This is a genomic window from Roseibium sp. AWQ4_290, from assembly GCF_056160985.1.
On the sequence record NZ_JBSWYG010000007.1, the window covers coordinates 23732 to 44760 of the forward strand.

The following is a 21029-nucleotide window of genomic DNA, read 5'->3' on the forward strand; positions in this document are numbered from 1 at the left end:
TTTGAAATTTATATCAAGGGTTGTATTTCTGGTTGCTTTTCAAGATGAAACTTGCGGCATCTTAAGTAAGAAGTCACTAAGTTCCAATGTCTCGTTTTGAAATTAATTCAATATATTCAGTTTGTGCGATAGTGTTAGATTCGTGCAATTGGGTGAGGCTGTTTTGTCAGGTTTGCTCAACTCGGTTTCAAAGAAGTATACGTAAAAATCTCAATGAGACCTTCATGAGCGTAAGCGCTGCGATACATGGCAGAAACAGGTATTGGGGACTGTCGGCCTTGCTCGGTGTGGGCGTGGCGGCTCTGGCCGTGTTCTTGTCGCTCAAGAGCCTCATCTATCTGGAAACCCTGCAACTTGAACGGATCGGGGCCCGGTTCAAGACCAATGTTCTTGAGGCAATGACGACTGCCGATGAGGTGCATGGTCTGCTCAAGGGTCACCACAGCACCCCGTGTTCTGCGCGCACGCTGATGCTGCTGCGGGCTCAAGTCTATCGCCACTATATGCTGCGTGATATTGCGGTTTTCAAAGAAGATGGCCGGACCATCGAATGCACAGCGCAAATCGGCAGATTGCCTGATGTTTACAAGATCTCCGAGAAACCTCTCGTCAATCCAAGATACCCCGACCGGATGTTATGGAACGAGCCGAAGCTTTCGTTCCTGCCCGACGGAAATCAGCATCATGTGAGCCGGGAAGGCCGGTTTGGCCTGATCATGGATACCGACATTATGAGGGCAACCTTCGCGGATCAGGACTGGCATATGTTCGTCCAGAACCTTGACGGCAGTTTCCGGCATCATGGCTTCGGCAACCGGGGCCTTTATCAAGACTATTTGGAAAACCAAGGCGTTTTCGTATTGCCGGAGAAAATTGTCACGAAAGTCTGTGTTCCCGGTACGCTCATGTGCATGCTCATTGGCCTGCCTTTTCAGCAACTTCTGTTGCAGGACGCCGTATTTCTGACGCCCAGCCTGCTGTTGTCCCTGCTGCTCGGCTGGATTGTGTTTCGAAAGTCTGTGCGACAGGCTGAAATCCGCCTCAGCCCGCAGGGCCGTGTAAGACGGGCTTTGACGGCAAAGGGTGGGTGGGGCTTCCATTGCCACTATCAGCCGGTTGTTGATTTGCAGAGTGAAAAGATCATCGGCTGCGAAGTTCTGGCGCGGTTTACCGATTCGCGGGGCCCGGTTTCGCAGGCCGTGTTCATTCCGGTCGTGGAGGCGTCAGGACAAACCTGGTCGTTCACCGAACGCATTTTCAACTGTGTTCTGGACGACTTGCGCGGTGTGGAGACGCTGCCCAAGGATTTCCGCGTGGCCATCAACATCTTCCCGACGGATCTGTCGGCCGCCAACTTTGACCGCCTGAAGCACAGCGAAGCCTTGAAAGAGCTGATGCGGCTTGGGGTGCAGGTGATTTTCGAACTTCTGGAAACCAGTGTGACCGACAAGAGTGACAGTGCTGCGTCTCTCCAGTACCTGAAGGCGCTAGGTGTACAGGTCGCAATCGACGATTTCGGCACGGGCTTTTCCAATCTGAATCAGCTCAAGGAGATTGATGCGGATTATTTGAAGATCGACCGTGGCTTTATCGACGAGTTGTCGGTCAACCGTCAGTCGGTGGTGGGGGCTTTTGTCCGGCATATTGTTTCGCTTTGTGGTGAGATGGATGTGACGATCGTCGCCGAAGGCATTGAAAATGCAGGCCAGCTTGCCTTGCTGCGTCATCTGAATGTGCAATTTGGCCAGGGTTTCTTTTTTTCCCGCCCGGTGCCTGTGACCGATTTTCTGACCCTGTTGTGCCGCAAAGAGGACCAGCACGACGGGGACAGACCCAAGGCGGGCAAGGTGGTGTTCGCCGCCCGCTGACCTTAGGTCCCTTATGGACAGCAGCGGCTCTCACGCCTATCTGAGACACCATGCCCTTATCTGTGCAACAAACCTCGAATGACTATGGCATTTTGGTGGAGCCGCTGTCCGGCGAGGTGACCGCCTGGCGGGGAGAGCATGTGCTGGCGCGCTCAACACGTGCCCGGGTCATGTATGAGACCCGTCTGGCACCGGTGGTCTATTTTCCTAGGGAAGACATTCTGGCCAGCCTGTCGCCGGAGGACGCGCACAGGACGTTTTGCCCCTTCAAGGGCACAGCATCCTACTTTCGGGTCCGGTGTGCAGGCGAAGACCTTCGACAGGGGGCCTGGTGCTATCGGAACGCCTTGCCGGAAGGCCGGGCGGTGGATGGATATGTGGCGTTCATGCCCGGGGTGGCCAGCCGGATTGACCATGGCGGGGCGGCTCTCGGAAAAGGGCTGGCCGGCAACATATCCGGCCCTGTGGTGGACTGGCTGTTGCGGGAGGCTTGCCTGATCAAGTCTCCGGAGGCGCTGATTGCCGGTCTTGGCAACAAGCTGGTGGAAGATGGCGTTGCCGTCCGCCGCATGAGCATTCTCATCTGGTCCTTGCATCCCATGATCGCTGGGCAGAATTGCATCTGGGAGCGGGACGGGAACGAGGTGACCATCCGCTATCCCTCCTATGAGCTTCTGGAGAGCCCGATCTTCCAGGACAGCCCGTTCCGCCATGTGGCGGATGGTCTGGGCGGCGTGCGCCAGAAACTGGATACCAATCCGGATGAGTTCAATTTCCCGATCATGGAGGAGCTGAAGGCGCAGGGGGTGACCGACTATGTCGCGATGCCGCTGCCCTTTTCCGACGGCAGAATCAACGTCCTGACCTTGGCCTGTGATGACCCGGACGGGTTCACCACGGCCAATCTGGGGCTGATCTTTGAATGTTCTGCTCTGATCAGCCGCTTGTTTGAAGTCTTTGCCCTGACCTCAAATGCAACGACGCTTCTGGAGACCTATCTGGGCAAACGCACGGGGGCCCGGGTGCTGGGTGGAAAGATCCGGCGGGGCGACGGAGACGTGATCGATGCGGCGATCCTGTTCTGCGACCTGCGTCATTCCACACGGCTGGAAAGGGACCTGGGCCGGGAGGAGTATGTGGCGGTGCTGAACCGGTTTTTCGAAACAGCCACCGGGATTGTCAATGCGCATGACGGCGAAGTGCTGAAATTCATCGGCGACGCGGTTCTGGCCATTTTTCCTGCTGGGGCCGGGCAGGCACAAGCGTGCCGGCAGGCCGCGGACAGCGCGCAGAAAATCGTGCGGGCGCTGGCCGAACCGGAGGGAGGCGGCAAGGGAGAGGAGGTGCGCCCGCTCTCCTGTGCTATTGGCATTGCCTATGGGGACGTGACCTATGGCAACGTGGGCTCGAAAGAACGGCTGGACTTCACGGTTATCGGCAGCGCCGCCAATATCGCCGCACGGCTTGCCGACCACGGCAAGATGTGTGGGGCAGCAGTGATCCTCTCGAGGGAGGTGAAGCAGGAAGCGGGCTGCCCGGCGCATCGTCTGGGAGCTCTGGACCTGCACAATGTGGCCGATCCGCTGGAGGCCTTTTCACTGGAGGCGTCTCCGCCGGAGGAAGGGCGCTGATATCTTAGCGCAGGATGCTCTAAAGCCAGTTGAACGCGATACGCTCTCAATCCTTGGGGGGCGGTCTTGTGGTACCAATCTCAACTTATGATCGGATCAGCGGACCGTCTTGTCCCCATCAAAGCCGCCCACCGGCTGATTGCGTACGAGAATGACAAGCCCGGCCTTGCTGGGCTCAGCGCCGCGGTCAGCGACACCGCCATAATTGGCGCACAGTTCTTCGGCGCTTTTCCGGTGGGCTGGTGTGAACATCGTGATCGCCTGGCACTCAACCCGGCGCAGCTCCCGGTCTGTGGTCGGACTTGCCGTCATGGCGTAGCTGAACCCTGCCAGAGCAAAGGCGAGTGTTGAGGTGGTTGCAACAGCAAACTTGTTCATCGTCCCCGGTCCCATGTCCCGGCCTGCCGGTGTGACAGGCCTTGCGGTATGGTCGGAGAATGGCGGAACGCACCTGTACTGACTCTGAAATCCGCATTCACCTTCAGTTCAGTTTAGGTGATTCGGCAAATTTTGCCGAGCTGTTGCCATATTTCAGCCCGTTTTGAGGCGATTTAGCTTTGGATAAATTGACGTTAGGGAATTTTGCGGGTGGGCCGGGGTGATTCGGATTTGCCGTTCGCTGCCTGAAATCAGCGCGTTCAGCGCAAAGGACAAAACGGTTTGAATTCAGACAATTGCGACAGGCAAAAGGGCGGGAAAGCACGGGTGCGGGCTGGAAACGCAAAAAGGGGCGGAATTCCCGCCCCTTGAAGCCATGCGCCAAATCGTGCCTTGAAGAAAAGCGGCGCGTCAGGCGCTTTGCTGCGCGGTTTCGATGCCTTTTTCGGACAGAAGCCCCTGCAATTCCTGATTTTGAAACATTTCGCGGATAATGTCGCAACCGCCGACAAACTCTCCCTTCACGTAGAGCTGGGGGATTGTCGGCCAATTCGTGAATTCCTTGATGCCGTTGCGCAACTCGTCATCTTCCAGAACATTGATGCCTTTATAAGGGGCGCCGACATAGTCGAGAATTTGCACGACCTGCCCGGAAAAGCCGCATTGCGGAAAATTCGGTGTGCCCTTCATGAACAGCACCACGTCGTTGCTGTCGACTTCGTTCTTGATCCAGTCCTGGATGCTCATGAGTGTCCGTCCTTTTGGTTCGCGGGCACGGGAAATATCCCGCGGCCGGTGCGATAAAGCAGTCTGGCGGCCGCTCTCCACACGCGGAGCTCCATAACCAGCAGGAGGAGCAGAACAGGGAGAAGAAGCCAAACCATCTGATGTCCTTTTAACTGACCTGTTATGTGTTTCAAACCGGCGCAACATCAAGAGGCCGTCTGGCAAGCGGCGCTGCACGCCGTGTCTCAGGCCCCTTTCAGTCCGGCGCCTTGGTTTGAAGCGCGAGGGCGTGCAGAGCGCCACCCATATTGCCCTTCAAGGCTTCGTAGACCATCTGATGCTGCTGAACCCGGCTTTTGCCCCGGAAGGACTCAGAGACAACATTGGCCGCATAATGGTCGCCGTCTCCCGCCAGATCCCGGATCTCCACCTGAGCGTCGGGCAATGCGTCCTTGATCAGGGTTTCGATCTCGTTCGCGTTCATCGGCATGTTACGTCAATCCTCGTCTCAAGGTCCGTCAAAAAAGACGATATGGCTCAGGCGTTTGCCATATAGTCCGGGAACCAATTCTCGTGCGCTTCTTTCAAGTTTGCAACGGATATGGTGAGAATACCGTCAACAGTCAAATCCTTGCCGCCGGTTTTGCCGATCTGGCGCACCTCAATGCCCGCATCCAGAATGTCTTCCAGAACCGCATCGGCGTTGCCCGGGGAAACGGTCAGCACATAGCGGCCCTGATCTTCGCCGAACAGGGCGGCATGGGCCGGCCCGTCAATCTCGACCACGGCGCCGATTCCGCTTGCCATGGCCATCTCGGCAAGCGCCACGCCGAGGCCGCCGGAGGAAATGTCGTGAACGCCGGTCAGCCGGGCTGCGCCGATCAACTGGCGCACCAGCGTGCCCCGGCGCTTTTCGGCCGCCAGATCCACCGGGGGCGGGGTGCCGTCTTCCCGTCCAAGAATCTCGGCAAGATACTGCGTGGCGCCAAGATGGGTGCCGAAGCCGCCGACCAGCAAAATAGCGTCGCCTTCAGCGGCAAAGGCCGCCCCGGCACGTACGGTTACATCAGGCAGCAGGCCGACACCGCCAATGGCAGGCGTTGGCAGGATCGCTTCGCCGTGGGTTTCGTTATAAAGCGAAACATTGCCGGAGACGATTGGGAAATCCAGCTCCCTGCACGCTTCGCCAATGCCTTTGATGCAGCCGACAAACTGGCCCATGATCTCCGGCTTTTCCGGATTGCCGAAATTCAGATTATCGGTTGCGGCCAGTGGCTCCGAGCCAACGGCAGTCAGATTGCGCCAGACTTCGGCCACCGCCTGCTTGCCGCCCTCGAACGGGTCGGCCTCGCAATAGCGCGGGGTGACATCGACGGAAAAGGCCAGGCCCTTGCGCGTGCCCTCCACCCGTATCACGCCCGCATCTCCACCGGGTGTTTCCGCTGTGTTGCCCTGGATCAGCGTGTCATATTGCTCATAGACCCAGCGGCGGGAGGCGCCGTTGGCGCTGCCCACCAGCGTTTTCAGGGCCTCGGCATAGTCGGCTGGCTCGGCGACATCGCCAGCCAAAAGCTGCTCCCGCTGGACCGGCGCGGCCCAGGGGCGGTCATATTCAGGCGCTTCGTCCCCCAGGTCCTTGATGGGCAGGTCGGCGACAACATCGCCTTGATGTTTGACGACAAAGCGCAGTGTGTCTGTCGTAACACCGACAATTGCAAAATCGAGGCCCCATTTGCGGAAAATCGCCTCCGCCTGCTGTTCCATAGCCGGGCGCAGCACCATCAGCATGCGCTCCTGGCTTTCCGACAACATCATTTCGTAAGCGCTCATACGCTCTTCGCGCACCGGCACCTTGTCCAGATCCAGTTCAATGCCGAGGTCGCCCTTGGCGCCCATCTCAACGGCCGAACAGGTCAGGCCGGCGGCCCCCATGTCCTGGATCGCGATGACCGCGCCGGTTTCCATCAGCTCCAGGCAGGCTTCCAGCAGGCATTTTTCGGTGAACGGGTCGCCCACCTGCACGGTCGGGCGCTTTTCCTCGATCGTATCGTCAAATTCGGCAGACGCCATGGTGGCGCCGCCCACCCCGTCCCGGCCTGTTTTGGCGCCAAGATAGACGACCGGCAGGCCGACGCCCTCGGCCTTGGACAGGAAGATGGCATCCGTCTTGGCAAGACCGGCGGCAAAGGCGTTGACCAGGCAGTTGCCGTTGTAGCGGGCGTGGAATTCCACTTCGCCGCCCACGGTCGGCACGCCGAAGGAATTGCCGTAGCCGCCGACACCGGAAACAACGCCGGAGACCAGGTGGCGGGTGCGCGGATGATCCGGCTCGCCGAATCGCAGGGCGTTCATGGCCGCAACCGGCCGGGCGCCCATGGTGAAAACATCGCGCAGGATGCCGCCCACTCCAGTCGCCGCGCCCTGATAGGGCTCGATATAGGACGGGTGGTTGTGGCTCTCCATCTTGAAGACAACGGCCTGGCCGTCCCCGATATCAACGACACCGGCATTCTCGCCGGGTCCTTGCAGCACGCGCGGGCCTTCGGTCGGCAAGGTTTTCAGCCACTTTTTGGAGGACTTATAGGAGCAGTGCTCGTTCCACATGGCGGAAAAGATGCCGAGTTCGGTGAAGCTCGGTTCCCGGCCGATGAGCTCCAGGATGCGCTCATATTCATCCGGTTTCAGTCCATGGGACGCAATCAGGTCGGGCGTGATCTTGATGTCGTTCGGGATCATGACGTTCCAGTTCTTTGGCCAGTTCTTTGGCCAGTCGATTGGGCCGCTTTCTGGACCGGCTGTGAAGGGCCGGGCAGCCAAGCGCGGGCAGTGTTGCCGCCATTTAGCAGATTGTGTCCGGAAAAGGGAGGGGAGGGAGGAAAGTTTGTGTCTCCCTGCACAGTCCTGCGCAGATGCCCGGTGGCCTTTGGTGTCAGGGCCGTTTGGAAACGCGCGTTTGCAGCCGCAATGTGATCTGCTGCCATTCACGGATCCGGCTTTCCAGCCGCTTGATTTCCTGATCCTTGAAGATGCTTTGCTGATGGAGTTCCCGGACCCTATGCTCCAGTTTCATGATCCGCATGAGCAAACGTTCCGCGGTCAGGTCCCGGGGCGGAGAAGAGCTGTTTTCTGAGAGCATGGCAACGGCTTCAAAAGGACTTTTTACAAAATGACAAAATCTGGGCAATGCCCCCCCCATAACTGGCGGGGCATTGTTTTGAGATGAAAATCTTAAGTATATTATTTGTTTTTTTCGAAGACGTGAGTGTCGATGGGGCTCTAACTCAACGTAAGCTCTTTTCCGGAATTTGTAAAGTCAATCAGTGATAAAAGGACTTATGTTCAGAAAATGTCCCAAGGCTGCAGCAATGGGAGATCAGTCCTGTCTGGGGACTGGCTATGCTGAGAGCGGCCTTGCCTATTCAAACCGGTCGTAGCCTGCGCCGCTGTCTTCCATCAGGCTTTTGAGGGTCTCAAGCCCGCTGATCACTTCTCCGCGGGTGGAGGGGTTGGTGATGCCAATGCGCACGCGGTGGTGAACCTTGCCGGACCGTCCGGATTTGAATTCATCTTCGTCATCGATCAGTGTATTTCCGGCGGCGGCCGCGGCCTTGAAGGTGCCGGAGAGCCAGGGTTCGGACACTTTCAGCCAGACAAAGGGAGCGTCGGGGGCCGCTTCCATTTCAAACGCGCCCAGGAAACGCCGGGCGAGTGCGTGACGGGTGGAAATCTCATCCAGAACCTGTTTCCGGATCGCGTCAGCAGCTCCTGTTAAAACCAGACGGGCGGAGAGTTCGGCAAGGAGAAAGGAAATCCCTCCGGTCAACATCTTGTGGGCGGTGTAAATTCGCTGGGCATGGGACGCGGGGCTCGACACCCAGCCGCCGCGCACACCGGCTGTAACCGCCTTGGACAGGGAGCCGACATGAAAGGTGCGCTCCGGTGCCAGGCTTGCCAGCGGCGGCAGGCTGGTCGCCCGCAACGTGCCGTAGACCTCGTCCTCGATGATCCACAAATTGTGTTCCTGTGCCACAGCCACAAGATCCTTGCGTCGGTCTGCCCCCATCAGACGGGTGGTGGGATTGTGCATGGTGGGCATGAGAAAAATCATCTTCGGGTGGCGCTGTGCGCAGACCCGGGCCAGATCCTCCGGCAGGGGGCCTTCCGCATCCCGGGCCACCTCGACCGGCCGTCGTCCGGTAAGGGCGGCGCCCCTTGCAATCGAGCTGTAGGTGAGGTCTTCAAAGGCGATCTGATCGCCGGGCGCGGTGGTTGCGGCTATGATGGCCATGATGGCCGCCTGGGCACCGGTCGCCGGTACGATGGAGCCTTCAGGCGGGGTCCAGCCGCCGCGCGTCAGCCATCTTTGTCCGGCAAGGCGCCAGTTCTCAGGCACAGAGCGGGTGTAACTGGCAATCTCGTAAGGCGATTGCCGGGTAATTTCGGCGGTCAGCTCCCGGATCACCTCCGACTGGCCTACCTGCGGCGCTGAGGTGCTGTCAAAGCGGATTGAATTGGGCGCGGGAACAGAGATACGCGTTCCGGCAAACTCTCTGTCACTTGGCGGTGCCATTGCCCCTTGCACCCAGGAGGCACCACCCGGCGCTGAGTGGCCGGAGCCATTGCCAAAGGAGGATGCTTCGGTAAGGGCCGGCTTGGTCTCTTCCTCCAGATGGCCTGTTGCCTGCGATCCAAGAACATAGGTGCCCCGGCCGACTTCCCCGCTTACAAGCCCGCGCTGACGGATCACCGCATAGGCCCGGCCAATCGTGCCCACGGTCACGCCGAGGTCATAGGCCAGATCTCTCTGCGGCGGCAGTTTGGTCCCGGCCGCAAGCGTTCCGGTGGCTATGTCGTCGCAGATGCGGTCAGCCAGGCGCATATAGAGCGGCCCTGTGCCATCGGGGATTGTTGGAAGCCAATTTGTCATGGTGACAATTTTGTATATTGCCTCTCAAAAAGAGTCAATTCATATGATTGAACCAATACAATGTGTCCAATGTGGATATTGTTACCTAACTTGAGGGGCTGTAATGAGTTCAATAGAGACAATTCAGAGGCCGCTGACCCTGAGAGGCCAGCGCTGGTCGCCCGTGCGCAAGCGTTTCTGGCGGGTCGTGCAGGCCTGGTTTCAACGCTACAGAACCCGCAGGCACTTGCTGGACCTGGATGATGCAGCCCTGAAGGACATCGGGCTTGAGCGGGAGACGGCCCTTCGGGAAGCCAAGCGTCCCTTCTGGGCGTCCTCCCTTCGTCTTTGCAAGAGCGGAAGGGTCTGACGGACGGCCATCGTAAGCAGTGCCCGAAAGCAGTTTCCGGTTTTTGGTTTCAAACCAGCCCGGTTACAAACCCCGTGTCCTGTTTTGCTGAATTGTGCTCAAGGGTCCTCTGGCTGCCTCACAGGGCGGGGTAGCCCTGAGAACGTCAGGCAGAGCCTCCAGACCGGAGGTGGGAGCCCGGCCTGGAGGTGCTGCTCAGACCGCGCCGGTAAATTCGCCGCGGGCCGGGTAGTCGTTTTTTTGAACGAAGTCGAGAGCGCCCACCATCTCCTGAAAATGCGGGCGCACAAAGGGCATGGTCTGAACCGAGGCGAAATAGAGGCTGCCATCGGTCCGTACCAGAAAGACACCGGGCTCGGAGAAGAGGTCGGGTTCCTCGATACCGATGGAGGTCTTGCCGCGTCCGGTCGAGATGTAAAGCCCCCAGTCTCTCGCGGCGGTCAGTGGAAGGTCATAGCCGAAACGCAGGCTCTCTTGACCGACCTTTTCCGCCATTTGCAGGGTCCGCTCTTCCCCGTCGGAGGAAAGAGCAATCGTTTTGACACCTTTTTCGGCAAAGGCGGGGGTCTGGCGGCCCAGCTCTTTGAGATAAGTGGCGCAGATCGGGCAATGCAGGCCGCGGTAAAAAACGACCAGCGTTGCAAACGGGGCAGCATCCTGTACAAGATCGAAGGTGCCGCCGCCCAGCAGCGGAACGCTCAGCGGGGGAACCTGTTGGCGTGGAACAAGCATCTTTTCCTCCTGCGGTTCTTAAGTGACATTGAGCCCGGTCAACGGGCGCTTACGTCTTTCTCTGTCAGGCAACGCTTTTCATTTGCCTCGCAATGCGCTTAATGTAGCGAACGCTTGACGAAGAAACATTCTAAAAAATTGATCTGGAGTACAGAAATGCCGGTTGCCTATCGCATGTCCTTCAATGGGAAGCTGGACCGGCTGTCCTCGCTCATTGACCGGCTGCGGGTGCATGTGAGCAACGCCTTGCATGAAGGCTCCGGCACCGGCCGCGCAAATCTGATGATCTTCCGGGGCGAGGAAGGGGCTCAGCGGCTGGTGTTCTGTCCAGGGTGGGAGCGGGGGGCTGCGGGCTGCCGGGACCCGAAGGCGGGGCCCGGTGAGACGCTGATCGTCGCCGCCCATATCACGGTGTCCGGCCTTGGGCGCCAGTTGATCACGGCACTGCCGGAGCAATTGACGGTGGACCTGTCCAAAGACCCTTTTCTGGCGGCGGTTGCGATCCCGCTGATCGAGGAGGCGACCCAGCCCAGATGCGGCGGTCAGGCGGCCTTTGCGCGCCTGTGCGAGGTGGTGGTGATCCGGCTTTTGCGCCATGCGCTGGAAGAGGGGCGGGTTGAAAGCGGCCTCTTGACCGGGCTGGCTCACCCCAGGCTGGCGGCAGCCCTGGTGGCCATTCATGAAGCGCCCGCAGAGGTCTGGACCCTGGAAAAGCTGGCGGAAACGGCAGGCATGTCCCGGACCCAGTTCGCGGTCACATTCCGGGATCTGGTGGGGGCCACGCCCATGGGATATCTGTCAAATTGGCGGCTGGAGATTGCCCGTTCCGAACTGGAGGCGGGACTTCAGGTCAAGGCCGTCGCCACACTGTGCGGGTTTTCCAGCGCTGCGGCGTTTTCCAGGGCCTTTTCCCGCCGCTTCGGCTATCCGCCCAAACAGAAGCGAAAGCAGGCCGGATAGTCAGCGCTGGTCTTTGACAGGCCGTTCCAGCGCATAGATTTCATCGGCGATGTCATCGGCCTTTCGGGCGAACAGGGCTTGCGCGTCCTTCAGGCCGAGATTGTAGAAATGGGCGCCGAGGGTGGGGCCGAGAAAGTCGATCAGAAGCTGCGCGTCCATATTGCCGATGCCAATATCAAGATCCTCATCCAGATAGCGCCGTATCTGGTCCGCAAGCTGGCTGGCCGTGTCTTTGTCCAGTTTCAGATCGCGCATGGCTCTTTCCCCACTTGGATCTGGCAGCTCAGGCTGCCCGGCTGCTCAGGCTTTCAAACAGCAGGCGTCCGTCCAGACCGCCATGAAGCGGCTCTACCAGGTTTTCCGGATGGGGCATCATGCCCAGGACGTTGCCGGCCGCATTGGTGAGGCCTGCAATGTCATTCAGGGAGCCGTTGGGATTGGTGCCGTCAGCATAACGGAACACCACCTGGCCATTGTCTTCAATCTGTTTCAGCGTGTCGGTGTCAGCGAAATAATTGCCGTCGTGATGGGCAACCGGGCAGCGCCAGACCTGTCCCTTGGTGAATTTGGACGAGAACCGTGTGGCCGTGTTGACCGTTTCCAGCTTCACCTCTTTGCAGACAAAGGTCAGGCCCGCATTGCGCATCAGGGCGCCGGGCAAAAGGCCCGCCTCGGTCAGGATCTGGAAGCCGTTGCACACCCCGAGCACGGCCACACCGCTATTGGCTTTGGCTACAAGGTCTTTCAAGATCGGTGAGCGGGCAGCAATGGCGCCGGAGCGTAGATAATCGCCATAGGAAAATCCGCCGGGCACCACCACAAGGTCCACATCGGGCAGGGTGCTTTGCGTGTGCCAGACGCTCTCGGGCCGGGATCCCGTCATCAGTTCCAGGGCGTGGAACATGTCGCGGTCGCGGTTGGAGCCAGGGAAGACGATGACGGCGGTTTTCATGAGGCTATCCCGAAGTTCTAAAGCAGGACAAGAACGGCTATGACGGCCGCAAGAGCGGGCACGAGGATGAATATGGCCGCCTTGACGGCCATGAAAGTGATGGCCTTGCGGGTGTCGTCATCCATGGCCCGGGTCCGGAAGTCAGGCGATCTCGATCGCGTAGTTTTCAATCACCGTGTTGGCCAGCAGCTTTTCGCACATCTGCTCCAGCTCGGCTTTGGCTGCGTCCTTGTCGGCGCTGGTCAGCTCCACGTCAAACACCTTGCCCTGGCGCACGGAACCGACATCGCCGAAGCCGAGTCCTCCAAGAGCGCCCTCGATGGCTTTGCCCTGGGGGTCCAGAACGCCGTTTTTCAGGGTGACGATAACACGAGCTTTCATGATTGGCTTCCCGGCAACAGTCTGCAGAATCTGCAAGGACAAACAGTTTGGGGCTCCCCATACACGAGGAGCCCCGAAAGCGAAAGTGCCCAGCCCGGATTTGCCGGGATTTATGGCCAGTCCCTTAAGGCAGGCGGCGGATTGTGGTGTTGTTCATGTATCTCTTGAAGTAGCTGTTCGCGATCCCTTGCGACTGGGCGATCGCAAACACCACGGATGCTCGATTGTCTTGAACGATAACCCGGCCCTTAAACCAAACTGTTTCGGTCCGGACTGAAAAGCGTGCACTGACGTCGAAACCCGCGTAGTTCTTCCGGACGATTTTTCGTGTGATCCGAAATTTTTCCCGGCCCTTCGAAGCTACGGTGTAGACATTGGCAACGGCATTGAACAATTCCGTCGAAAATTCACCGCTCTTGATGGCCTGTTCGAAATTGCCGCGAATCCGCAATGGACCGTAGCCAACCGCTCGGGCGGACTTGCATTTTGGGACGTTGCACACGTATCCGGTGATGCCGTTTTTCGTTTTTTGCGTCCAGCCGCTCGGTGCGTAGTTGGCCTGGATGCTGCCGGGCTTCAGACCGGTCGTTTGACAGGCCGCCAGCAGGCCGCAAAGAAGTGCAAACAGTGCGGTTCTGATAAAGATATGCAATTTCATAAAGATAACGCCCCCTTGTTTCCAAGAAGGCGTTATCGAATGTGTCTGAAGGTTGCACAACCTGACTATGGATGTCTGGTGCGCATTGTCTCCGGCCTGTGCCACAATTGCATCACAGAGCCTTGAGACCGTTACGTCACTGAACCAGGGTCGGGCCGGAATTGGCCGGACGTTCGGCCGCAATCATGATGCCAAGCCGTTTGGCGACTTCCTGATAGGCTTCCAGCATGCCGCCGAGATCCCGGCGGAACCGGTCCTTGTCCATCTTGTCGTTGGTTTCAATGTCCCACAGGCGGCAGCTGTCCGGGGAGATTTCGTCGGCCACGACAATGCGCATCATGTCGCCTTCAAACAGGCGGCCGCATTCGATCTTGAAATCCACCAGACGGATGCCGACCCCCAGGAACAGGCCGGACAGGAAGTCGTTGACACGAATGGCCAGGGCCATCATGTCGTCCAGTTCCTGCGGGGTGGCCCAGCCGAAGGCGGTGATATGCTCTTCGGCGACCATCGGGTCGTCCAGCTCGTCGTTCTTGTAATAGAACTCGATGATGGAGCGAGGCAGCTGGGTGCCTTCTTCCAGACCGAGACGCTTGGCGATGGACCCGGCGGCCACATTGCGCACCACCACTTCCAGCGGAATGATCTCCACTTCCCGGATGAGCTGCTCACGCATGTTCATACGGCGGATGAAATGGGTCGGAATGCCGATGGCATTCAGGTGGTTGAAGATAAATTCGGAAATACGGTTGTTGAGCACACCCTTGCCGTCAACAATCTCGTGTTTCTTGTTATTGAAGGCGGTTGCATCATCCTTGAAGTGCTGGACCAGGGTTCCCGGTTCCGGACCTTCGTAGAGAATCTTGCCTTTACCTTCATAAATGCGCCGGCGGCGGTTCATGGGCTTTACCGTGTTTTTCTGAAACCTTTGGGCGGGACTTGCACACCTGCTCAGTTTTGCTGCGGAACGTTGTCCGGTCAATCGGCTGGTGCGATCGAATGGCTGCAATCCCCGTTTTGCGGCGCGGAACTTACCCGAAGCGGGGCAAAAGTACAATCATCTGTTTTTCTGCCGGGGCCTGCTTTCCCGTGCTTTTGACGCATCCGGTTCTGTACTGCGTTGATTTGCTGCCCTTGCGGGGATATGCAAGAGGCCAAAGGCACCCCATATGGGGAGCAGTGCAAGAACGCAGTTCGGGAGACGAGAGTATGAGCACATTCGACAAGCGCGAACAGGGATTTGAAAACAAGTTCGCGCATGACGAGGAGCTGCGGTTCAAGGCGACCGCGCGCCGCAACAAGCTGCTGGGCCTGTGGGCTGCCGGCTTCCTGGGCCATGAAGGCGACAAGGCCGAAGAATATGCCAAGGAAGTGGTCCGTGCCGACTTTGAAGAGCCGGGCGATGAAGATGTGTTCCGCAAGATCCGCGGCGACTTCGACGCGGCCAATGTCGAGCAGTCCGACCACCAGATCCGCCGCACCATGGAAGAGCTGATGGCAACCGCCGTGGAGCAGCTTCAAAGCGAAGGTTGATCCGCTGGAGGGTCCAAGGCCTGAACGATTTCAGAAGCGCCCGCCGGACCCGGCGGGCGTTTTTTGGTTTGGGGGGAGATGGGGGGCTTTTCCAAAACGGACACTCTTCGTCCTCCCGGGACTGAGAGATTTGAATTGGGGGCTGCGGTAAACCGATCGGGGGTCTGTTTGCCGGACCGGAAGGCTTGCAGCCTCCGCCAAGAATCGGATGGACTGGTAAAAAGCGGAGGAGAATAACGTGACAGAGACAAAATGCCTGGCCGAGAAATTGAAGGCCGGACACCCGGTGATCACCGGGTGGTGCCTGTTGTCGGCGCCGATGGTGCCGGAACTTTTGGCTCGGGCGGGCTATGAGGCGGTTACGCTTGATTTGCAGCATGGCATGCTGGATTTCGACGCGGCGGTCACAGCCTTTGCGCTGACCGCACTGGGTGGGGCGCACCGGCTGGTGCGGATCCCGGTGGGGGACAATGCGCTGGCCGGGCGGCTGGCGGATATGGGCGCCGAAGCCCTGATCGCGCCGATGATCAATTCCAGGCCGGAGGCACAAGCCTTTGCCCGTGCGGTAAAATACCCGCCGGACGGCACCCGAAGCTGGTCGCCCTACCGGGCCGCCATGTTGTCCGGCCAGACCAGCGACACCTATCTGCAAAAGGCGAATGCCCAGACCCTTGCCTTTGCCATGATCGAGACCCAGGAGGCGGTCGAGGCGCTGGACGACATCCTGTCGGTGAAGGAGCTGGACGGGATCTTTGTCGGTCCGAGCGACCTGTCCCTGTCGCTGTCCAGCGGCAGTGCGCTTGATCCCAATGGGGAAGAGACCGCCCAGATCTGCGCGCAAATTGCGCAAAAGACGTGCGCGGCAGGCAAGCTGGCGGGCATTTTCTGTCTCTCCCCGGACAAGGTGGGAGACGCCATTGCCCAGGGCTACCGGCTGATGTCTTACGGCATCGACACTGTCATGCTGGACCATTCCGCCCGGCAGGCCCTTCAAGAGGTCAAGGTAGCGCTCAAAGGTGATCGGGATCGGGCCGGACATTGATCAACTGAGCTGGGTATAAACAGGGGCAAGGCGTGCCGGCTTTGCAGGCAACAGCCTTGTGGCGTTGCCTGTTTTCCCGCAAGTCTGGGCTTGATTTGAGTCAATGCATATAAATTCAAAAATTCGCAAATACTAAATTATTCTGTTTGCGACGGTTTTGAAACCCTGCGTGATGTGCTGGTTTCGGACGGAAAACCGCCGTTTTCCTCACCAGGGAGACACCCATGTGGAAGCTGGCGCTTATTCTCTTCATTATTGTTGGACCCACTTTGGCCGGAGCCGGTGCGCTTTTGCCCTTAAGTATTTTCGGGGTGTCGGATTTCAATCCGTTGCTGCTAGTGGGCAGCGCGGCTGCTGGAGCGCTTGTTGCCATTCCGGTCAGTTTTGTTGTTGCCATGCGCATAGGGGCCCTGATGGGTTCCAAGCCGTCGGCGCAACATTGACCGGATTTGCTTTGTCTGCTGAGGAGGCGGATCGCGCGCCTTGGTGTTTCCCAGCACATGCGCGATCCAATGATCTCAGCGGGCAAAGCAGACCGGCCCCTCGGGTGATGGAAAGCAGCCCATCGGCAAGCGTTGCGTCGCTTGCCCGATACACCGCATCCCGCTGCGCGAAGCGCCTTGCCGAAGGATCTGCTGTCCAGCATCAAATGGTGCAGACTGATCGCACGAGGCTCTAGCCGAGCCGTTTCATGAAATGGGCAAAGGACATCAGGCCCTCCGGCCAGGGCCCATGTCCGCTTTCCAGATTGATGTGACCGGCTTCGCCCGCATCCTGAAAGGTTGTGCCCCAGGCTTTTGAGAACGCTTCGGCCCTCTCATAGCCGCAGTAAGGATCATTTCGGCTGGCGACCAGATGGGCGGGGAAGGGCAGGGGATCGTGGGGAATGGGGCGGAAATCACCGCCGTCAAACTCCGGCACGAGCCCGTCCCGGTCCCAGTCGGACGGGGCAACCAGATAGGCGCCCTTGACCTTGCCTTTCAAGGCATGGGCGCCATGGGCGACCAGAATGCAGCCCAGGGAATGGGCTACCAGAACCACCGGGCGTTCTGCGGCTTCAATCTCGCGCACAAGCGTGTCCAGCCATTCCTTCTTGGAGGGCGTGTGCAACTCGGCCTGTTTGACCACCCGGGCCGTCGGCATCTTGTCGCGCCAGCGCAGCAGCCAATGGCCTGGCAGGGTCTTTCCATAGCCGGGGATCAGGAGAATATCGGTCTCTGAAATCTTCATCAGGGTGCCTTGCTCATACTTAGGAAAGCGGGCCGTAAAAGCCGTGTTTCAGGGCGCGGGCCCAGCCCCGGCGGCCGTTTTTCTCTGCCTCGGCGCTGGCGGTATCCCAGTCATAGGTCAGGCACTTTTCCTGAAAGTTCCAGCGGCCCCCAGAGTGGTTTTCTGAGCGGGTCATCACAGCATAGCGGGCATGGGGGCTGCCAGCCTCCATCTTGTGCCGGTTGGGATGATCGTCCTCATAGGAGGGCAGCCCGACGCTGCCCGGGTTGAGCAGGGTCTGTCCGCTGGCGTGAAGGTGGATCAGGCGGGGGATATGGGTGTGGCCGCAGCAGATGATGGGGGCTGTTTCCCCTTTCAGGGCGGCCAGCAGCGTGTCCTCATCGGGCAGGTGCCCCTTGGGGCCTTCCACTTTCTCCGTCAGGTAGCGGTCGTCATCATCCGGCGTGCCGTGGCACAGGAAGATCTCGTCGCTCAGGCGGATGGTGGGCCGGGTCGTCTTCAGCCAATCCAGGCTGAGCGCGGACAGCCGTTCGGTGGCAAAGGCATCGGTCGGGCCCATTTTTTCGATCGGATCCTCAATCACGAACCGGTCATGATTGCCGCGCACCGTAGGCCAGTTGCTTTCGCGAAGGATCGCTGCCGTCTCTTCCGGCCAGAGCGGGCCGGACACGCAGTCGCCCAGATTGACAACCACATCGGGGGCTTCCTGTTTCAAGTCGGCCAGCACGGCTTCCAGAGCCAGAACATTGCCGTGAATGTCAGACAGAACAGCGATTTTCATGAAGATCTCCCGCCAAAGGCGCCTTTAAATCAAGGTGGACCCGGGTTTGTCAAAACCAGACGGCCAGCTTTTTTTGAAAGCTGCCCCCCTGTTGCCCCGGGACCGGGCTTTTTTGCCGCGCTCGCAAAAGGTCCCGGCGCGGGGCCGGGACAGTTCTTTGCGGGAGATGGCCGCCATGCCCGCCGCCAAGGGGGCGGCAGCGCAATCCGCGCTTCGCATCGAAAGGGCGGACTTTTGCCGGAGGCCCGGTGTCAGTCCCGGCCGGTGCTGATTCAGCTTTTGCCGAAGACCCGCTTGAAGATAACATCGACATTCTTGGTGTGGTAGCCGAGGTCGAACCGGTCGCGGATATCCTCTTCAGACAGATATTTGCGCACATCTTCATCGTTCAGCAGTTCCGTCTGGAAGTCGACGGAGGCCGAGCCTGCCACCTGATAGCTGTCCCAGACTTTCATGGCGTTGCGCTGGACCAGACGGTAGGCGTCTTCGCGGGACGAACCTGCCTGGGTGAGCGCAAGCAGGATGCGCTGGGAATGCACGAGGCCGCCCAGCCGGTCCATATTGCCGATCATCCGTTCCGGATAGACCATCAGCTTGTCGATGACACCGGTCAGCCGGGCCAGGGCGAAGTCCAGGGTGACGGTCGCGTCCGGGCCGATCATGCGCTCCACAGAGGAGTGGGAAATGTCGCGTTCGTGCCACAGGGCGACATTTTCCATGGCCGGAACCGCGTAACCCCGAACGATCCGGGCAAGACCGGTGAGGTTTTCGGTGAGCACCGGGTTGCGCTTGTGGGGCATGGCGGACGAGCCCTTCTGCCCCTTGGAGAAGAACTCTTCGGCTTCCAGCACTTCGGTGCGCTGCAAGTGGCGGACCTCTGTGGCGACCCGCTCGATCGACGAGGCAATCACGCCGAGGGTTGCAAAATACATGGCGTGGCGGTCCCGTGGGATCACCTGGGTGGAGACCGGCTCTGCGGTCAGGCCCATGGCCTCGGCCACGTGCTCTTCCACGCGTGGGTCGATATTGGCGAAGGTGCCGACCGCGCCGGAAATGGCACAGGTGGCAATTTCTTCGCGGGCAGCCAGAAGACGGGTCTTGCAACGGTCGAATTCCGCATAGGCCTCGGCCATCTTCAGGCCGAAGGTGACCGGCTCGGCATGAATGCCGTGGGAGCGGCCAATGCACACCGTGTCCTTGTGCTCCATGGCACGCCGTTCCAGGGCTGCCAGAAGCGCGTCCAGATCGGCCAGAAGCAGGTCGGTGGCCTTGACCAGCTGAACGTTGAAACAGGTGTCCAGAACATCGGACGAGGTCATGCCCTGGTGGACAAACCGGGCGTCGGGCCCGACAATTTCGGCCAGATGGGTCAGGAAGGCGATGACGTCATGTTTGGTCTCGCGCTCAATCTCGTCGATCCGGTCAATGTCGAACGTGGCCTTGCCGCCCTTTTCCCAGATGGTGGCCGCTGCCTCCTTGGGGATGACACCGAGTTCGGCCAGCGCATCGCAGGCATGGGCCTCGATCTCGAACCAGATGCGGAATTTGGATTCCGGGGACCAGATGGACACCATGTCGGGACGGGAATAGCGCGGGATCATCGCGGACAGAACCTCTTTTTAAGGGTGTTTCTGGCTGCGGAATAGCAGAGGGGCGCGTGGCCTTCAATGTGGGCGGCCATGATTTTGCTTGCGATGTGGCCCGTGCCGGTGAATTTTGGGGCCTGTTGCGGCTCATCAGACAGACCATTGGAGATCTTCATGCAGACTTGGCGCCCCGCAGACACGATCCGGGTCAAGGCGCTGGCCCTGATCTGGCAGGACGATGCGCTGCTGCTGTCGGAGGTCTATGATGACGCTGGCCGGGTGAAAGGCATGCGCCCTCTTGGCGGCACGGTGGAGTTCGGCGAGCCCTGGCGGGACACGTTGCAGCGGGAGTTTCTGGAAGAACTCGGAACCCGCATCACGCTTCTGGACACGTATTTCGTGATGGAAAATCTTTATGAGCATCACGGCGTTTCCGGCCACGAGATCGTCTTCCTGTGCCATGCGCATTTCACCGACAACAGCTTCTATAAAAAAGACAGCTTCGTCTTTGAAGAGAGCGATGAAACGGACGGCACGGCCAAATGGATCACGCTCGACGAACTGGCGGCCAAACACCTGGAGCTTTATCCCGCAGGTCTTGCCGAAAAACTGTCTTCAAGAGACGTGGCTATGAGGCCAAGCCGGATCTACAGCTGAAGGGTCCCCGGTATCAGGTCGCAATATAACGGTCGCGGCGGTGGTTGATCGTGATGATGGCATTCAACACGAGGGAGCCGAAGACGGACCAGGCGACGATGGAAAAGGGAAAGAAAACCAGGGCGGCGGCGAAGATCAGAAAATCGACGGCTTGCTGCACATATCCGGCCTTCAGTCCAAACGCCTCCTGAAACACCACGGCCATGGCGCCGACGCCGCCAAGGCTGCCACCGTGGCGGATGATGGCCAGGATGCCGACACCTGAGAGGGCCCCAAAGGCCAGCGTGCCGGTCAGCGGATCAAGATGCTCAAAGACAATATAGTTTTTCAGCAGCTCCACGCAGAGGGAAAGAGCGGTGACACATACGGCTGACTTGAGCGTGAAGGCCAGTCCCATGCGTTTATAGGTGAACCAGTAGAAAGGCAGGTTCACAAGAAAGAAAACAATCCCGAACGGAGTGCCGGTCACATAGGAAATCAGCAGGGCGAGACCTGCGGTCTGGCCGGTCAGAAAGCCCAGATGGGACAGGAAGACAATGCCCAGGGCACAGGTGAAGACACCGAAGGCCAGTCCCTGCACATCATCGGCAGCGCTGTGTTTTTGAGGGGCGAGATCCGGAGCGGTGAGGGCTGGCATG

25 protein-coding genes are annotated in these 21029 nt (G+C 59.2%); 8 read left to right on the plus strand and 17 right to left on the minus strand.

The window, feature by feature from the left end; genetic code table 11:
- The first annotated feature begins 224 nt into the window (after positions 1-224).
- Both ACXAH0_RS08610 and ACXAH0_RS08615 read left to right on the plus strand, forming a co-directional pair.
- Positions 225-1868 carry an EAL domain-containing protein gene (locus ACXAH0_RS08610; protein WP_475174244.1) on the plus strand — a complete coding sequence of 548 codons (1644 nt, stop codon included), beginning with the start codon at positions 225-227 and terminating at the stop codon, positions 1866-1868.
- A 50-nt stretch (positions 1869-1918) separates the two neighbouring features.
- Positions 1919-3499, plus strand: coding sequence for a DUF427 domain-containing protein (locus ACXAH0_RS08615; RefSeq protein WP_475190312.1), 1581 nt, complete (start codon positions 1919-1921; stop codon positions 3497-3499).
- 96 nt (positions 3500-3595) lie between these two features.
- Here the strand turns inward: ACXAH0_RS08615 and ACXAH0_RS08620 are convergent, their stop codons facing one another.
- From ACXAH0_RS08620 to ACXAH0_RS08645, 6 genes are all read right to left on the minus strand, one after another.
- Entirely contained in the window at positions 3596-3877 is a 282-nt protein-coding gene (locus ACXAH0_RS08620; protein WP_475174250.1) for an antitermination protein, read from the minus strand.
- A 411-nt stretch (positions 3878-4288) separates the two neighbouring features.
- Positions 4289-4624, minus strand: a complete 336-nt coding sequence (grxD, locus tag ACXAH0_RS08625) for a Grx4 family monothiol glutaredoxin (protein ID WP_475174252.1) — start codon at positions 4622-4624, stop codon at positions 4289-4291.
- 235 nt (positions 4625-4859) lie between these two features.
- Positions 4860-5093 carry a BolA family protein gene (locus tag ACXAH0_RS08630; protein WP_475174254.1) on the minus strand — a complete coding sequence of 78 codons (234 nt, stop codon included), beginning with the start codon at positions 5091-5093 and terminating at the stop codon, positions 4860-4862.
- A 47-nt stretch (positions 5094-5140) separates the two neighbouring features.
- Positions 5141-7339, minus strand: coding sequence for a phosphoribosylformylglycinamidine synthase subunit PurL (gene purL / locus ACXAH0_RS08635; RefSeq protein ID WP_475174256.1), 2199 nt, complete (start codon positions 7337-7339; stop codon positions 5141-5143).
- Positions 7340-7532: 193 nt separating this feature from the next.
- Positions 7533-7739 (minus strand): hypothetical protein, encoded by a 207-nt coding sequence (locus ACXAH0_RS08640; protein ID WP_475190315.1) that lies wholly within the window; start codon positions 7737-7739, stop codon positions 7533-7535.
- Between the two features lie 279 nt (positions 7740-8018).
- Complete coding sequence (locus ACXAH0_RS08645) at positions 8019-9530, minus strand: aminotransferase-like domain-containing protein (protein WP_475190316.1); 1512 nt, start codon at positions 9528-9530, stop codon at positions 8019-8021.
- A gap of 103 nt (positions 9531-9633) precedes the next feature.
- Between ACXAH0_RS08645 and ACXAH0_RS08650 the strand changes: the two genes are divergently transcribed.
- Positions 9634-9879, plus strand: coding sequence for a DUF1127 domain-containing protein (locus tag ACXAH0_RS08650; RefSeq protein WP_475190318.1), 246 nt, complete (start codon positions 9634-9636; stop codon positions 9877-9879).
- 195 nt (positions 9880-10074) lie between these two features.
- On the opposite strand, the gene ACXAH0_RS08655 is transcribed toward ACXAH0_RS08650, so the two are convergent.
- The gene (locus ACXAH0_RS08655; RefSeq protein WP_475190320.1) at positions 10075-10611 is read right to left on the minus strand and encodes a peroxiredoxin-like family protein; all 537 of its coding nucleotides are present in this window, start codon (positions 10609-10611) and stop codon (positions 10075-10077) included.
- Positions 10612-10767: 156 nt separating this feature from the next.
- Between ACXAH0_RS08655 and ACXAH0_RS08660 the strand changes: the two genes are divergently transcribed.
- Positions 10768-11571 (plus strand): helix-turn-helix transcriptional regulator, encoded by an 804-nt coding sequence (locus ACXAH0_RS08660; RefSeq protein WP_475174266.1) that lies wholly within the window; start codon positions 10768-10770, stop codon positions 11569-11571.
- Here the strand turns inward: ACXAH0_RS08660 and ACXAH0_RS08665 are convergent, their stop codons facing one another.
- The 6 genes from ACXAH0_RS08665 to purC form a co-directional block, all read right to left on the minus strand.
- Positions 11572-11826 carry a DUF2164 domain-containing protein gene (locus ACXAH0_RS08665; protein ID WP_475174269.1) on the minus strand — a complete coding sequence of 85 codons (255 nt, stop codon included), beginning with the start codon at positions 11824-11826 and terminating at the stop codon, positions 11572-11574.
- Between the two features lie 28 nt (positions 11827-11854).
- On the minus strand, positions 11855-12523 hold the full coding sequence (gene purQ, locus ACXAH0_RS08670; protein ID WP_475174270.1) for a phosphoribosylformylglycinamidine synthase subunit PurQ: 669 nt from the start codon (positions 12521-12523) through the stop codon (positions 11855-11857).
- A gap of 17 nt (positions 12524-12540) precedes the next feature.
- A complete protein-coding gene (locus tag ACXAH0_RS08675; RefSeq protein WP_475174272.1) occupies positions 12541-12648 on the minus strand; it encodes a phosphoribosylformylglycinamidine synthase-associated small membrane protein in 108 nt (35 codons plus the stop codon).
- A 16-nt stretch (positions 12649-12664) separates the two neighbouring features.
- Positions 12665-12907: a phosphoribosylformylglycinamidine synthase subunit PurS gene (gene purS / locus ACXAH0_RS08680; RefSeq protein ID WP_475174597.1), complete on the minus strand. Its 243-nt coding sequence runs from the start codon at positions 12905-12907 to the stop codon at positions 12665-12667.
- Positions 12908-13028: 121 nt separating this feature from the next.
- Entirely contained in the window at positions 13029-13562 is a 534-nt protein-coding gene (locus tag ACXAH0_RS08685; RefSeq protein ID WP_475190321.1) for a hypothetical protein, read from the minus strand.
- 136 nt (positions 13563-13698) lie between these two features.
- Positions 13699-14463, minus strand: coding sequence for a phosphoribosylaminoimidazolesuccinocarboxamide synthase (gene purC, locus ACXAH0_RS08690; RefSeq protein ID WP_475174277.1), 765 nt, complete (start codon positions 14461-14463; stop codon positions 13699-13701).
- A gap of 308 nt (positions 14464-14771) precedes the next feature.
- Here purC and ACXAH0_RS08695 point away from each other — a divergent pair, with 308 nt between their 5' ends.
- From ACXAH0_RS08695 to ACXAH0_RS08705, 3 genes are all read left to right on the plus strand, one after another.
- Positions 14772-15095, plus strand: a complete 324-nt coding sequence (locus tag ACXAH0_RS08695; protein WP_475174278.1) for a DUF1476 domain-containing protein — start codon at positions 14772-14774, stop codon at positions 15093-15095.
- 238 nt (positions 15096-15333) lie between these two features.
- Entirely contained in the window at positions 15334-16137 is an 804-nt protein-coding gene (locus ACXAH0_RS08700) for an HpcH/HpaI aldolase family protein (RefSeq protein ID WP_475190323.1), read from the plus strand.
- A gap of 224 nt (positions 16138-16361) precedes the next feature.
- Entirely contained in the window at positions 16362-16580 is a 219-nt protein-coding gene (locus tag ACXAH0_RS08705) for a hypothetical protein (protein WP_475174282.1), read from the plus strand.
- A 232-nt stretch (positions 16581-16812) separates the two neighbouring features.
- Here ACXAH0_RS08705 and ACXAH0_RS08710 read toward each other — a convergent pair whose 3' ends face one another.
- The 3 genes from ACXAH0_RS08710 to purB form a co-directional block, all read right to left on the minus strand.
- Positions 16813-17367, minus strand: a complete 555-nt coding sequence (locus ACXAH0_RS08710; protein ID WP_475190325.1) for an RBBP9/YdeN family alpha/beta hydrolase — start codon at positions 17365-17367, stop codon at positions 16813-16815.
- A gap of 19 nt (positions 17368-17386) precedes the next feature.
- Positions 17387-18148, minus strand: coding sequence for a metallophosphoesterase family protein (locus ACXAH0_RS08715; RefSeq protein ID WP_475190327.1), 762 nt, complete (start codon positions 18146-18148; stop codon positions 17387-17389).
- A 272-nt stretch (positions 18149-18420) separates the two neighbouring features.
- A complete protein-coding gene (gene purB / locus ACXAH0_RS08720) occupies positions 18421-19749 on the minus strand; it encodes an adenylosuccinate lyase (RefSeq protein ID WP_475174289.1) in 1329 nt (442 codons plus the stop codon).
- A 159-nt stretch (positions 19750-19908) separates the two neighbouring features.
- Between purB and ACXAH0_RS08725 the strand changes: the two genes are divergently transcribed.
- Positions 19909-20391: an NUDIX hydrolase gene (locus ACXAH0_RS08725; protein WP_475190330.1), complete on the plus strand. Its 483-nt coding sequence runs from the start codon at positions 19909-19911 to the stop codon at positions 20389-20391.
- Between the two features lie 13 nt (positions 20392-20404).
- Here ACXAH0_RS08725 and ACXAH0_RS08730 read toward each other — a convergent pair whose 3' ends face one another.
- Positions 20405-21028 (minus strand): YitT family protein, encoded by a 624-nt coding sequence (locus ACXAH0_RS08730; protein WP_475174293.1) that lies wholly within the window; start codon positions 21026-21028, stop codon positions 20405-20407.
- Between the last annotated feature and the right edge of the window lies 1 nt (position 21029).

Bases quoted from the DNA above. Each gene is read 5' to 3' on its own strand.
- ACXAH0_RS08610 (WP_475174244.1), top strand. From the start codon at position 225: ATGAGCGTAAGCGCTGCGATACATGGCAGAAACAGGTATTGGGGACTG.
- ACXAH0_RS08615 (WP_475190312.1), top strand. From the start codon at position 1,919: ATGCCCTTATCTGTGCAACAAACCTCGAATGACTATGGCATTTTGGTG.
- ACXAH0_RS08620 (WP_475174250.1), bottom strand. From the start codon at position 3,877: ATGAACAAGTTTGCTGTTGCAACCACCTCAACACTCGCCTTTGCTCTG.
- grxD (WP_475174252.1), bottom strand. From the start codon at position 4,624: ATGAGCATCCAGGACTGGATCAAGAACGAAGTCGACAGCAACGACGTG.
- ACXAH0_RS08630 (WP_475174254.1), bottom strand. From the start codon at position 5,093: ATGCCGATGAACGCGAACGAGATCGAAACCCTGATCAAGGACGCATTG.
- purL (WP_475174256.1), bottom strand. From the start codon at position 7,339: ATGATCCCGAACGACATCAAGATCACGCCCGACCTGATTGCGTCCCAT.
- ACXAH0_RS08640 (WP_475190315.1), bottom strand. From the start codon at position 7,739: ATGCTCTCAGAAAACAGCTCTTCTCCGCCCCGGGACCTGACCGCGGAA.
- ACXAH0_RS08645 (WP_475190316.1), bottom strand. From the start codon at position 9,530: ATGACAAATTGGCTTCCAACAATCCCCGATGGCACAGGGCCGCTCTAT.
- ACXAH0_RS08650 (WP_475190318.1), top strand. From the start codon at position 9,634: ATGAGTTCAATAGAGACAATTCAGAGGCCGCTGACCCTGAGAGGCCAG.
- ACXAH0_RS08655 (WP_475190320.1), bottom strand. From the start codon at position 10,611: ATGCTTGTTCCACGCCAACAGGTTCCCCCGCTGAGCGTTCCGCTGCTG.
- ACXAH0_RS08660 (WP_475174266.1), top strand. From the start codon at position 10,768: ATGCCGGTTGCCTATCGCATGTCCTTCAATGGGAAGCTGGACCGGCTG.
- ACXAH0_RS08665 (WP_475174269.1), bottom strand. From the start codon at position 11,826: ATGCGCGATCTGAAACTGGACAAAGACACGGCCAGCCAGCTTGCGGAC.
- purQ (WP_475174270.1), bottom strand. From the start codon at position 12,523: ATGAAAACCGCCGTCATCGTCTTCCCTGGCTCCAACCGCGACCGCGAC.
- ACXAH0_RS08675 (WP_475174272.1), bottom strand. From the start codon at position 12,648: ATGGATGACGACACCCGCAAGGCCATCACTTTCATGGCCGTCAAGGCG.
- ACXAH0_RS08685 (WP_475190321.1), bottom strand. From the start codon at position 13,562: ATGAAATTGCATATCTTTATCAGAACCGCACTGTTTGCACTTCTTTGC.
- purC (WP_475174277.1), bottom strand. From the start codon at position 14,463: ATGAACCGCCGCCGGCGCATTTATGAAGGTAAAGGCAAGATTCTCTAC.
- ACXAH0_RS08695 (WP_475174278.1), top strand. From the start codon at position 14,772: ATGAGCACATTCGACAAGCGCGAACAGGGATTTGAAAACAAGTTCGCG.
- ACXAH0_RS08705 (WP_475174282.1), top strand. From the start codon at position 16,362: ATGTGGAAGCTGGCGCTTATTCTCTTCATTATTGTTGGACCCACTTTG.
- ACXAH0_RS08710 (WP_475190325.1), bottom strand. From the start codon at position 17,367: ATGAAGATTTCAGAGACCGATATTCTCCTGATCCCCGGCTATGGAAAG.
- ACXAH0_RS08715 (WP_475190327.1), bottom strand. From the start codon at position 18,148: ATGAAAATCGCTGTTCTGTCTGACATTCACGGCAATGTTCTGGCTCTG.
- purB (WP_475174289.1), bottom strand. From the start codon at position 19,749: ATGATCCCGCGCTATTCCCGTCCCGACATGGTGTCCATCTGGTCCCCG.
- ACXAH0_RS08725 (WP_475190330.1), top strand. From the start codon at position 19,909: ATGCAGACTTGGCGCCCCGCAGACACGATCCGGGTCAAGGCGCTGGCC.
- ACXAH0_RS08730 (WP_475174293.1), bottom strand. From the start codon at position 21,028: ATGCCAGCCCTCACCGCTCCGGATCTCGCCCCTCAAAAACACAGCGCT.